Raw genomic sequence first — 11,952 nt, 5'->3', positions numbered from 1 at the left:
CGTTTAGCAGCTTTTACACACTGTCTCACGAGAATACAGGGGTAATTTGTATAGGTCTATCTGCAAGAACAATCTTTAATAAAATCAAAACACGTATTGCAAAATAAATGTAAACAAAGTATACTATGTTTCGTGAACTTCTTGTGTACCTTTCGGTGATGTGGCTACTTAAAGGGTTAGGACCTCTTTGGACTAACTTTCCCCCGTGGTAGTTAACATGCTATATGGCGAAAGAACTTCATGTTTAACGATTAAAAATTGTTAAAGGGGGAAATATCATTATGGAAACAATGGGTCGTCATGTCATCTCAGAATTATGGGGATGCGATTTCGATAAGTTAAATGATATTGATTATATTGAAAAAACGTTTGTTGATGCAGCTTTAAAATCTGGTGCGGAAGTTCGCGAAGTAGCGTTCCATAAATTTGCACCTCAAGGTGTAAGTGGCGTTGTTATTATTTCAGAATCACATTTAACGATTCACAGCTTCCCAGAGCATGGTTATGCAAGTATCGATGTTTATACTTGTGGTCATTTAGATCCTACAATCGCAGCAGATTATATTGCAGATGCTCTAAGTGCACAGACACGTGAAACAATTGAATTACCACGTGGAATGGGTCCTGTTCAGGTAAAACAAACTAAAGCGAATGCACTTTAATAGTGTCGATTGATTACGTAAGTTAAGAGGTGTATTACACACCTCTTTTTAGTATATAAATTTTTAATACGCAAAAACAAAGGGGATAACAACATGGGGGTAGTACAAGCAGTTAAATCTTTATTTTCTAATCATGTAGAAACAAACGATCACCATTCAGATCCAACTCTAAAAACGCATTATTACAAAACAACAGCCGGGAATGCATTTAAGCAAGTTCATGAAATGTTGAAGCACATGCAAGGGATAGAGATACTTGCTGCATATGAAGAGCGAGGAGAGATTAGCTTAAACGTTGTAAAAGGAAGAAAAGCTTTTGTTGTGATTACCATTATTAACGTACGTCCTCTTGAAACCGCTATCGATTTTTCTGCTACAACAGAATCAAAAGTGGTGCCGGTTGATTTTGGTTTTAGTAAAGAACTTGTACGTACGCTTTATAAGAGCTTTGATCAAAAACTCATTCCTCTTTCTTCGTAAGTTCCTTATCATTTTTGAATTTCAGGAAATAAAATGGGGAAATTCCTTTTCCTTTACTTGTATTCAAGCCTTGTTTTCTATAAGATGGAATAAAGCAAATCCTTTAATACAGCATCGTGTTTGTTAAAGGAAATGATGATAAAAATCATAATAAATGGCGAATAGCCGGCTAACATAGATGGAAATTAACTTATATAAGAGAAAATAAAAAGAAAAACAAGGTTTATTATTGGAGCTGAGAATATGAAGTGCCCATCCTGTCATTACAATGGAACGAGAGTGCTGGACTCGCGCCCTGTAGAAGAAGGCCGCTCTATTCGTAGAAGACGTGAATGCGAAGAGTGTCACTATCGTTTTACAACTTTTGAGAAAGTAGAAGAACTTCCGTTAATTGTTGTAAAAAAAGATGGAGCGAGAGAAGAGTTCAGCAAAGACAAAATCCTTCGAGGGTTAATTAAGGCGTGTGAAAAACGCCAAGTAAGCTTAAAACAATTAGAAGATACGGTACACGATATTGAAACAGAGCTGCGCAGTCAGGGTACATCAGAGGTGCAGTCAGATGTTGTAGGAGAAATGGTGATGGAGCGATTAGCTGCTATCGATGAAGTCTCTTATGTTCGATTTGCTTCTGTATACCGACAATTTAAAGACATCAATGTATTTATTGATGAATTAAAAGATTTAATTAAGAAGGAACGACTGTAAAAGAGCTATTGAAGTATTCTTTAGGCTCTTTTTTGTCATTTCTATTACTTTAAAAGTAGGTAGGGAACGACATGAAAGAACAACATTGGAAAGAAATGATACCGGTCGATCGTTATGTTGTTCGTTCGAACGGCATACTGCAGGAATACGACCGAAAGATTTTAACCATGCTCTATCAGCCGTTGGTGGGTACAACGTGCTTTGGTCTGTATATGACGTTATGGAGCGAGCTGGAACAAGATCGTTTATGGGGGAAAGAGTCTACGCATCATCATCTAATGTCAATGATGCAAATTAATTTGAAAGCTATTTACCATGAGCGGTTAAAATTAGAAGGCATTGGTTTGTTAAAAACATATATTAAGGAAGAAGATGATGTTCGTGTGTTCATTTATGAGCTCATTCCTCCTCTGACGCCCCATCAGTTTTTTAACGATGGCGTGTTAAATGTATATTTATATAACCGACTCGGAAAATCTATCTTTCAAAAAGTAAAAAATTATTTTTCTGATTCACTCGTCGATGAGCAATCGTTCAAAGATGTGACGCATTCATTTAACGATGTATTTAAATCAGTTAAAGCAACAGAGCTGGCTCCAAGTTTTCAGTCTGAAAGCAAGGATGTATTTTCTCCTGATGCTCAAACGGACTTTGTGGATTCCTCCAAACGCGCTTCTATTGAGATGAGCCCGGATTCCTTTGATTTTGATTTATTTTTAGCAGGTCTAACAGATTCAATGATTTCGAAAAGGTCTATTACATCTAAAGTAAAACAAGCGATTGAAAAGCTAGCCTTTTTATACGGTATCGATCCTCTTCAAATGAAAAATGTGGTGCTCGATTCGCTAAATGAGAACGATCAAGTTGATATTGAATTGCTTAGAAAAGCAGCACAGTCCTTTTACCAATTTGAAAATGGAGAAGCACTTCCAAATCTAAGCGAACAAATTCAGCCGCCTATGCTTCGTACCATGCAGGAAAAGCAGCCGCAGACAAAGGAAGAGCAGCTCATTCAACAGCTTGAAGTGACTTCTCCTCGACAGCTTTTGATCGAGTTTTCCGGGGGAGCAGAGCCTTCAAAAGCAGACTTGCAAATGATCGAAGAAGTGATGTTTAACCAAAAGCTTTCACCAGGGGTAGTAAATGTTCTAATTTACTACGTGATGCTAAGATCCGATATGAAATTATCTAAGAGCTATGTAGAGAAAATTGCTGGACACTGGGCGCGCAAAAAGGTACAAACTGTTCAAGATGCCATGAATTTAGCTAAAAATGAACAGAAAGAATATCAGAATTGGACCGAAGCAAAGCAAAATAAAAAAACAGCTGGACGAAAAATTGTGCGTAAAGAAATGGTGCCAGAGTGGCTGAGCGATGAAGAAAAAGAAGAGAAAAAGCAGCCTTCAAAAGAAGTGGACGGATTTGAAGAAGAAAAACGAAAGCTACAAGAAGAGCTCAAGCAGTTAGATCAAGAGCTAAAACAAAAGCATAAAGAATAAAAAGCAGGTATGATAGAGATGAGGTGAAAAAGATGAAGCCTATCAATGATTCACTAAATCAGTTAGTGAACAAAAAGGATTTTAAAGCACGCTTAGAAGCATTAAGAAACAGTATCCTGTCTAATCCCGAAGTTAAAACATTTTTGCAAGAGCATCGCCATGAGTTAGATGAGCAAATGGTTGACCGAGGTCTGATGAAGATGCATGAATTTATCGATCAAAGCAAATGCTGTGACAAGTGTCCTTCTCTGCAAAGCTGTGTCAACATGGTGAAAGGATACCACCCTCAGCTGGTTGTAAAAGGCCGTAATATTGATTTACAGTATGAACGCTGTCCTAGAAAAGTACAAGAAGATGAGCGAAAAGAACAAGAATCTTTTATTCAGTGTATGTACGTGCCTAAAGAAATTTTACAGGCAACAATGTCTGATATTGAAATTGAGCAGGGAAGATTTGAAGCCATTAAACTAGTAAGAGATTTTGTGCGAGAATATGAGCCGAATAAGAAAATGAAAGCTTTATATTTACATGGTTCGTTTGGTGTGGGGAAAACGTATTTTCTTGGAGCAATTGCCAATGCGTTAGCCGAAAAGAAAGTGAAATCTACCATTCTGTATGTCCCTGAGTTTTTGCGTGAGTTAAAAGGTTCGTTTCAAGATCAAAGTTTCAATGAGAAAATAGAGTATGTCAAAAAAGTACCGGTTCTTATGCTTGATGATCTCGGAGCAGAATCCGTAACGAGCTGGATGCGAGACGATGTGCTCGGAACCATTTTACAATTCCGTATGCTCGAAAATTTGCCGACATTTTTCAGCTCGAATTTAAATTTTAAAGAGCTACAACATCATTTGACTTATACCCAAAGAGGCGAGCAGGAAGAGCTCAAAGCCGCTCGTGTCATGGAACGAATTAAGTCTCTAGCCATTCCTGTTGAAATGAATGGAGAGAATAAACGAAATAGATGAGCAGGTCGTTTTACATTTCTTGTAACGACTTGCTCATTTTTTTGCATGTTGCCCCATATACATTAATAAAGCGTGTCCAAAGGGGGGCTATGAGGAATGAAAATATTCTTTAAATATGTAGAAGACGCAGTCGTTGTATATGAGTCTTTATGCGCGAAGCGAAGCGCTTTATCATATGGTTCACAGTGCTTGAAGCTGGTGAATAATCAGCTTTTAGTCATTGATGAGACATACAATAGAGAGGCCATTTTACAAGACATGGTGATACCGGTATTAACCCACGTAATTTTAAAAAAGAAAGAAAAAAAGATGATGGTAAACATATTAAAAGAACAATTTTTCTATTCAGAAGAGGAAGAGCAAGATTTGCTGCTTCAAATTATGGGGGGGATTATGGAAGGAGAGAGAGGCGAAATTCCGCAAAAAACATTTTCTCTTCCAAGAGAATTACTTATCCGCCAGGCTCTTCAAGACTTCTTCATTCATAATGTAACATTCACCTTTGAGTCTTTTCTCCAATTCCGTTTAAAAGAATATCAAGAGCGGCTGCGCTATTATGCCGAGCTGGCGATTGATGAATATAAGCTTGAACAAGACTATCAAATTCTTATTCATCAGCTGCGTCAAGCAGCTAATGAAAGACAGTCATCTACAGGTAACGTGTATGTAATGCACTTGAACAAAAACAAGTTTGTACTGTACGACCACAACAGTAGATATGTTCCTGAACGTGAATGTGCAGCTCTAGCAGAGGCCTTTTTATCTGAACAAGAATCATTATACATAGACTCAACTATTATCGCGCCTTTGCTAAGTTTATCTCCAGCTGCTATTCATCTGTATAGCGACCAGCATGATCATGATTTTGTTTATACCATTCAAAATATCTTCCAAGAAAAAGTTATGTTATACGAAAAAAATGAATTTCCGTTTGATCAAAAGCAAAATATAACGTGAAAGGTTGATTTCTATTTTGAAAATGAATATAATAAATGCATATTGAAAAACAGCTATATGTTACAAGTTATGATGAGGACATGAGTGTATATTTACGGTTTGTAGAGAGGGAGATCCAGGCTGAAAATCTCCTAACACGGAATATATTCTTACCACCTCTAAACTTCAGTAGTAAACGAGCAGAGCCTCTAGTAATTACTGACGGAATTTCCGTTATAAAACCTCGAGCCGCTTCGGGTTCTTTGGGTTATCCAGAATACGAAGAGGAAACAAGGGTGGTACCGCGTGTATACACAACTCGTCCCTTTTGATAAGGGACGAGTTTTTTGTTTTTACAAAAAGTTTATTCAGTTATGTTAAAGGAGTGGAAAGTTGTGTCAGAAGTAATCAAAATGACATTCCCTGATGGAGCTGTTAAAGAGTATCCAAAAGGATCATCAACAGAAGATATTGCGGCTTCTATTAGCCCGGGATTAAAGAAAAAAGCATTAGCAGGCAAAGTAAACGGCGAGCTGCTGGATTTACGTACGCCAATCGAAGAAGATGGCAGTCTTGAAATCATTACACAAGATGCTCCTGAAGCGCTTGAAATTATGCGTCACAGTACAGCGCATTTAATGGCTCAAGCAATCAAACGTTTATACAAAGATACAAAAGTACAGCTAGGTGTAGGGCCGGTTATCGAAAACGGTTTTTACTATGACATCGATATGGAAGAATCAATTACTCCTGAAGATTTAGGTAAAATTGAAAAAGAAATGAAAAAAATCGTTAATTCAAATATTGAAATTGAACGAAAAGAAGTTTCTCGTGAAGAAGCCATTCAACTTTTTAAAGAAGTTGGCGATGAACTGAAGCTTGAATTGATCGATGCGATTCCAGCAGGTGAAAAGGTTACGATTTACCAACAAGGCGAATTCTTTGACCTTTGCCGAGGCGTGCACGTGCCGTCAACAGGCAAAATTAAAGAATTTAAACTATTAAGCGTGGCGGGTGCTTATTGGCGCGGAGACAGCGATAATCAAATGCTGCAGCGTATTTACGGTACAGCATTCTTTACAAAAGCAGATTTAGACGAGCATCTTCGTCTTCTTGAAGAAGCAAAAGAACGTGATCACCGTAAACTTGGTAAAGAGCTAAACTTATTTACAAATTCTCAAAAAGTAGGACAAGGTCTGCCTTTATGGCTTCCAAAAGGTGCGACGATCCGCCGTATTATCGAGCGTTATATCGTAGATAAAGAAGTAAGCCTTGGTTATCAGCACGTTTACACTCCAGTGCTCGGAAGTGTAGAACTTTACAAAACGTCTGGTCACTGGGAGCACTACCAAGATGACATGTTCCCTGCAATGGAAATGGATAACGAAGACCTGGTTCTTCGTCCGATGAACTGTCCTCATCACATGATGGTTTACAAACAAGGTATTCACAGCTATCGTGAGCTTCCAATCCGTATTGCTGAGCTTGGAACGATGCACCGCTACGAAATGTCAGGAGCATTATCAGGACTTCAGCGTGTTCGAGGCATGACGCTAAATGATGCGCATATCTTTGTACGTCCCGACCAAATCAAAGAAGAATTTATTCGTGTAGTTCGCTTAGTTGAAGCGGTTTATAAAGATTTTGGATTTGAAAATTATTCATTCCGTCTATCTTACCGTGACCCTGCAGATACAGAAAAATACTTTGATGATGATGCAATGTGGGAAAAAGCACAAAGCATGTTAAAAGACGCAATGGATGAACTTGACCTTGATTATTATGAAGCTGAAGGCGAAGCGGCATTCTACGGTCCAAAACTAGACGTTCAAGTTAAAACAGCCCTTGGGAAAGAAGAGACGCTATCTACGGTTCAATTGGATTTCTTACTTCCTGAACGATTTGATTTAACGTATGTAGGAGAAGACGGAAAACAACATCGACCGGTTGTTATTCACCGCGGCGTGGTGTCAACAATGGAACGTTTTGTAGCTTTCTTAATCGAAGAATACAAAGGAGCTTTCCCAACGTGGTTAGCACCTGTACAAGTTCAAGTGATTCCGGTATCACCTACCGTTCACCTTGAGTATGCAAAAGAAGTGCAAGAACAGCTTCAGCTGGCGGGTATTCGTGTGGAACTTGATTCTCGCGATGAGAAAATCGGCTATAAAATCCGTGAGGCTCAAATGCAAAAAATTCCTTATATGCTTGTTGTAGGGGATAAAGAAGTAGAAGATAAAGCAGTAAACGTACGTAAATACGGTGAGCAGAATTCAGAAACAGTGGACTTCCAAGCCTTTTTACAAAATGTAAAAGCAGAAGCATCTCGCTAATGAAAAAAGCAGAGAATTGAAATTCTCTGCTTTTTTATCTAACATTTATAAAAAACTGTTGCATAAATGTTTTTCCTTTGATACAATAATTTTTGTTGTGAAAAAAGAACGAAATCATTGACTTTTGTCTTTGTTGATACTATAATAGCTTAAGTAATTGAATACTTGTTTATACAGAAGAAGAAGCACCCGCTTCTCACCTGAGTGACGCATAGAGCAGTTAGCAGGTACATCGTATCTTAATTAAAACGATAGAAGTGTGGGTGCAGTATGTACTCACACTTTTTTGTGTGAGTTAATAATCGGTCTAAGCAAGCGTATTCGCTCATTAAACCTTGGAGGTGGCTACTTATTAGCAAGGACATGATGGTAAACGAGGGCATTCGAGCTCGCGAAGTTCGTCTAATTGATCAAAATGGTGAACAATTAGGAATTAAATCAAAAAATGAAGCATTAGAAATTGCTTCACGAGTAAATCTTGACTTAGTAATGGTTGCTGCAAATGCGAAACCGCCGGTATGTCGTATTATGGACTACGGTAAATTCCGCTATGAGCAACAACGTAAAGAAAGAGAAGCTCGTAAAAACCAAAAAGTTGTAAACTTAAAAGAAGTTCGTTTAAGTCCAACAATTGATGAACATGATTTTAACACTAAACTTCGTAACGCACGCAAGTTCCTTGAAAAAGGTGACAAAGTGAAAGCGTCTATTCGCTTTAAAGGTCGTGCCATTACTCATAAAGGGATTGGCCAAAAAGTACTTGAACGTTTTTCACAAGCTTGCGAAGATGTAAGTTCAGTTGAATCGGCTCCTAAAATGGAAGGCCGCAGCATGTTCTTAGTCTTGGCACCTAAAAACGAAAAGTAATAGAACGAGGAGGAACACCCCATGCCAAAAATGAAAACACATCGTGGCGCTGCAAAGCGTTTCAAAAAGACTGGAAGCGGTAAATTAAAACGTGCTCGTGCTTACACAAGCCATTTATTCGCTAACAAATCTACAAAACAAAAGCGTAAATTACGTAAAGGTTCTTTAGTAAGCAAAGGTGACTTCAAACGTATCCGTCACTTATTAGATAACATTAAGTAATTTGGGTTGAGATAGAAACAATACAGGAGGTAAACAATTATGCCACGCGTAAAAGGCGGTACAGTAACACGCAAACGTCGTAAAAAAGTTTTAAAATTAGCTAAAGGTTTCTTCGGTTCGAAGCATAGATTATATAAAGTTGCTAATCAGCAAGTTATGAAATCTCACATGTATGCTTATCGTGACCGTCGTCAGAAAAAACGTGACTTCCGTAAATTATGGATCACACGTATTAATGCAGCTGCTCGTATGAACGGTCTTTCTTACAGCCGTTTAATGCACGGTTTAAAATTAGCAGGTATTGAAGTTAACCGCAAAATGCTTGCTGACTTAGCTGTAGCTGATGAAAAAGCATTTGCTGAATTAGCAACTGCTGCTAAAAAAGGCTTAGATAAGTAATGAATATAAAGTCTCGTCATCTTTAGATGATGAGGCTTTTTTGCTATCGGAGGACATATCATGAATGAACTGCTGCTTACCTATTTTATTGTTATTAATATAGTAGGGGTAGGAATGATGTATAGAGATAAACAAAAAGCGAAAAGACATGAGTGGAGAATTGCCGAAAGCACACTGTGGACGGTAGCTGCTATCGGAGGAGCTCTTGGAGGACTAATTGGTATGTATTGCTATCGTCATAAAACGAAGCACACATCGTTTACAGTAGGTTTTCCTATTCTTGCTGCTCTTGATTTACTTTTCTTTTTTGTTATCAGCTGAGCACAAATGATGTTGTGCTCAGTGTAAAAATTCTCGAACGGGGCTTTTCCAGCGAATAGGAGCATTTGGATACATGTCGTGTACGTGGCTTTCCAGCAGCTTGAAATCTTGCTTTTGCAGTTCATGTAATCGAGATGGATCTGTTAACACCATTGTAATTGACAAAGATTCTGGTTCATTGGGATTGCTGTATTTTTCTCCTTCAAATAAAATACCTTTATACGTTAGTAGAAAATTTTTGCGGATATTCGTTTTTTCGTCAACGACAAAAAATTGCTGATGTTCCTGAGCTGCTACAAGCTTCCGCTTTGGACTGCGAAAATGCTGAACCAGCTTTAATAGTGTGTAAGCAACAAGCGCGAAAATGAACACGCGAACGATAACAATAACAAACATAACGCTCCCTCCTTTACAAGGCACAGTTTTCTTACTTTACGTTCGAGTTTCTAAAAAGTTTCATGATTTTTGATATAATTTCTTTATTGGTTTAAAAAGAAGAAGATATACATAATTACAGGAGTGATTACATTGAATTTACAACAGCTATTTACCATGCAGCGCCAGCTGGATCAGCATATAGAGGATAAGCATGAGCTTCATAAGGAAGATTTGATTCCGAGAAAGCTTTTAGCACTGCTTGTCGAAATGGGAGAGCTGGCAAACGAAACGCGCTGCTTCAAATTTTGGAGCGTCAAACCTCCGGCTGAAGACGCTGTTATTTTAGAAGAATTTGTGGACGGTGTACATTTTATCCTTTCTTTAGGGATTGAAAAAGGATACGATGATTTAACTGAGTTACCAGATGCAAAAGCAAGTGATTCAAAAACAGCACAATTTTTACAGGTATTTGCACAAGTTGCTGCTTTCGAGCAGGATCAGTCGAAAGAAAACTATGTGGACATGTTTGTATCTTACATGACGCTTGGCGATATGTTTGGTTTTTCCGCTGAACATATTGAAAAGGCGTACATCTCAAAAAATGAAGTGAATTTTAAACGCCAAGAACAAGGATACTAGAAATAAAGGGATGGGAAATTTTACTTCAACCTCTTTTTAGCTATAATAGAGGTATACATATGAAAGGGGTAATCCATATGACAAAGTTAGATGAAACATTGACGATGCTTAAAGCACTAACAGATGCAAAAGGAATTCCTGGCAATGAGCGTGAACCGCGTGAGGTTATGAAGAAATATATTGCACCTTATGCAGATGAAGTAACGACGGATGGGCTAGGCAGTTTGATTGCAAAAAAAGTGGGCAACGAACAAGGGCCTAAAATTATGGTAGCCGGTCACTTAGATGAAGTAGGCTTCATGGTGACTCAAATTGATGAACGCGGCTTTATTCGTTTTCAAACGGTAGGCGGATGGTGGTCTCAAGTGATGCTTGCTCAACGCGTAACCATCGTTACATCTAAAGGAGAGGTAACGGGGATTATTGGCTCAAAGCCTCCTCATATCCTGCCTCCAGAAGTTCGTAAAAAGCCAGTTGACATTAAAGATATGTTCATCGATATTGGTGCCTCTAGCAGAGAAGAAGTAGCGGAGTGGGGAGTGAAACCTGGTGATCAGGTTGTGCCTTATTTCGAATTTACGGTTATGAACAACGAAAAGATGCTGCTAGCGAAAGCCTGGGATAACCGTATCGGCTGTGCAATCGCTATCGATGTATTAAAAGCTTTAAAAAATGAAACACATGAAAATGTTGTGTATGGTGTAGGAACGGTGCAAGAAGAAGTTGGACTTCGAGGTGCAAAAACATCCGCTAACTTTATTGAACCGGATATTGCATTTGCTGTTGATGTCGGCATCGCTGGAGATACACCTGGTGTTTCTGATAAAGAAGCATCTTCTAAAATGGGAGAGGGTCCGCAAATCATTTTATATGATGCTTCCATGGTTTCTCATAAAGGACTTCGAGATACAGTGGTAGATGTGGCAGATGAATTAAATATTCCATATCAATTTGATGCAATCGCTGGAGGCGGTACGGACTCAGGTTCTATCCATATTTCAGCTAACGGGGTGCCAGCACTTTCAATTACGATCGCAACTCGTTATATCCATTCTCATGCAGCAATGCTTCATCGTGAGGATTATGAAAATGCAGTTAAATTAATTGCGGAAGTAATTAAACGCTTAGACCGAAATACGGTAAACGCAATTACGTATAATTAAAAAAAGCTCATTCTCCTAGGAGAATGAGCTTTTTGCTGTACATAGGACAAGGCTATTTATTTTAAACCGTTTTCAAGCGTTGTCAGAATTTCTTCTTTTTCTGATTCTGGAGACTTTTCCCAAAGCACCTCAAATAAAACACCAAGTCCAGGGAGCATTTTTTCCTCGCCGCTTTGAATAGCGTCAGAAATTGTAGCTTCAAGCTCTTCTTTTGAGTTTCCTGAAACGTTTGCAATAACAGCATTTCGTAAATTAAGATCCATCATTTTCACCTCAGCTATCGTAAAGTTACCAATAGTTTTTGTTTTCTTTGCGATTTCTATGTACAATAAAGTGAAACTTATCTAATGATTATTGAGCAAAATGTAATCGAACTATTTATT

Annotated in this window: 15 protein-coding genes and 2 other annotated features; of the genes, 13 read left to right on the top strand and 2 right to left on the bottom strand. The window is 38.3% G+C overall.

All coding sequences use genetic code 11. The features are described from left to right. Positions 1–281 precede the first annotated feature (281 nt). The 11 genes from speD to ACFX4G_RS03460 all read left to right on the top strand — a co-directional run bounded on the left by speD (position 282) and on the right by ACFX4G_RS03460 (position 9,389). The gene (gene speD, locus ACFX4G_RS03510; RefSeq protein WP_013059434.1) at positions 282–662 is read left to right on the top strand and encodes an adenosylmethionine decarboxylase; all 381 of its coding nucleotides are present in this window, start codon (positions 282–284) and stop codon (positions 660–662) included. Between the two features lie 93 nt (positions 663–755). Beyond that, the gene (locus ACFX4G_RS03505) at positions 756–1,142 is read left to right on the top strand and encodes a cytosolic protein (protein ID WP_078082192.1); all 387 of its coding nucleotides are present in this window, start codon (positions 756–758) and stop codon (positions 1,140–1,142) included. Between the two features lie 243 nt (positions 1,143–1,385). Continuing rightward, the gene (nrdR, locus tag ACFX4G_RS03500; RefSeq protein WP_013059432.1) at positions 1,386–1,847 is read left to right on the top strand and encodes a transcriptional regulator NrdR; all 462 of its coding nucleotides are present in this window, start codon (positions 1,386–1,388) and stop codon (positions 1,845–1,847) included. 71 nt (positions 1,848–1,918) lie between these two features. Further along, on the top strand, positions 1,919–3,346 hold the full coding sequence (locus ACFX4G_RS03495) for a replication initiation and membrane attachment family protein (protein WP_097824666.1): 1,428 nt from the start codon (positions 1,919–1,921) through the stop codon (positions 3,344–3,346). A gap of 32 nt (positions 3,347–3,378) precedes the next feature. Beyond that, positions 3,379–4,311 (top strand): primosomal protein DnaI, encoded by a 933-nt coding sequence (gene dnaI / locus ACFX4G_RS03490; RefSeq protein ID WP_013059430.1) that lies wholly within the window; start codon positions 3,379–3,381, stop codon positions 4,309–4,311. A 96-nt stretch (positions 4,312–4,407) separates the two neighbouring features. Beyond that, positions 4,408–5,268 (top strand): sporulation protein YtxC, encoded by an 861-nt coding sequence (ytxC, locus tag ACFX4G_RS03485; protein WP_016765699.1) that lies wholly within the window; start codon positions 4,408–4,410, stop codon positions 5,266–5,268. A gap of 60 nt (positions 5,269–5,328) precedes the next feature. Continuing rightward, positions 5,329–5,577: a binding site (T-box leader), on the top strand. A 44-nt stretch (positions 5,578–5,621) separates the two neighbouring features. Beyond that, complete coding sequence (thrS, locus tag ACFX4G_RS03480; RefSeq protein ID WP_211186090.1) at positions 5,622–7,580, top strand: threonine--tRNA ligase; 1,959 nt, start codon at positions 5,622–5,624, stop codon at positions 7,578–7,580. Positions 7,581–7,751: 171 nt separating this feature from the next. Next, positions 7,752–7,874, top strand: a sequence feature (ribosomal protein L20 leader region). Positions 7,875–7,943: 69 nt separating this feature from the next. After that, the gene (gene infC / locus ACFX4G_RS03475; RefSeq protein ID WP_013059427.1) at positions 7,944–8,447 is read left to right on the top strand and encodes a translation initiation factor IF-3; all 504 of its coding nucleotides are present in this window, start codon (positions 7,944–7,946) and stop codon (positions 8,445–8,447) included. Between the two features lie 21 nt (positions 8,448–8,468). Then, the gene (gene rpmI / locus ACFX4G_RS03470) at positions 8,469–8,669 is read left to right on the top strand and encodes a 50S ribosomal protein L35 (RefSeq protein ID WP_013059426.1); all 201 of its coding nucleotides are present in this window, start codon (positions 8,469–8,471) and stop codon (positions 8,667–8,669) included. Positions 8,670–8,708: 39 nt separating this feature from the next. Then, a complete protein-coding gene (gene rplT, locus ACFX4G_RS03465; protein WP_013059425.1) occupies positions 8,709–9,068 on the top strand; it encodes a 50S ribosomal protein L20 in 360 nt (119 codons plus the stop codon). 60 nt (positions 9,069–9,128) lie between these two features. Beyond that, a complete protein-coding gene (locus tag ACFX4G_RS03460; protein WP_013059424.1) occupies positions 9,129–9,389 on the top strand; it encodes a DUF1294 domain-containing protein in 261 nt (86 codons plus the stop codon). 18 nt (positions 9,390–9,407) lie between these two features. Here the strand turns inward: ACFX4G_RS03460 and ACFX4G_RS03455 are convergent, their stop codons facing one another. Continuing rightward, complete coding sequence (locus ACFX4G_RS03455) at positions 9,408–9,785, bottom strand: hypothetical protein (RefSeq protein ID WP_016765696.1); 378 nt, start codon at positions 9,783–9,785, stop codon at positions 9,408–9,410. Between the two features lie 132 nt (positions 9,786–9,917). Between ACFX4G_RS03455 and ACFX4G_RS03450 the strand changes: the two genes are divergently transcribed. Beyond that, positions 9,918–10,406: a dUTP diphosphatase gene (locus tag ACFX4G_RS03450; RefSeq protein WP_016765695.1), complete on the top strand. Its 489-nt coding sequence runs from the start codon at positions 9,918–9,920 to the stop codon at positions 10,404–10,406. A gap of 77 nt (positions 10,407–10,483) precedes the next feature. After that, a complete protein-coding gene (locus ACFX4G_RS03445; protein ID WP_377572850.1) occupies positions 10,484–11,569 on the top strand; it encodes a M42 family metallopeptidase in 1,086 nt (361 codons plus the stop codon). Positions 11,570–11,625: 56 nt separating this feature from the next. On the opposite strand, the gene sspI is transcribed toward ACFX4G_RS03445, so the two are convergent. Continuing rightward, on the bottom strand, positions 11,626–11,832 hold the full coding sequence (gene sspI / locus ACFX4G_RS03440) for a small acid-soluble spore protein SspI (RefSeq protein WP_013059420.1): 207 nt from the start codon (positions 11,830–11,832) through the stop codon (positions 11,626–11,628). Between the last annotated feature and the right edge of the window lie 120 nt (positions 11,833–11,952).

The organism is Priestia sp. YIM B13486, from assembly GCF_042787865.1.
GTDB classification, from domain to species: domain Bacteria; phylum Bacillota; class Bacilli; order Bacillales; family Bacillaceae_H; genus Priestia; species Priestia megaterium.
Note: the sequence above shows the minus strand (reverse complement) of the source record. Positions and strands in the feature narration are given on the sequence as shown.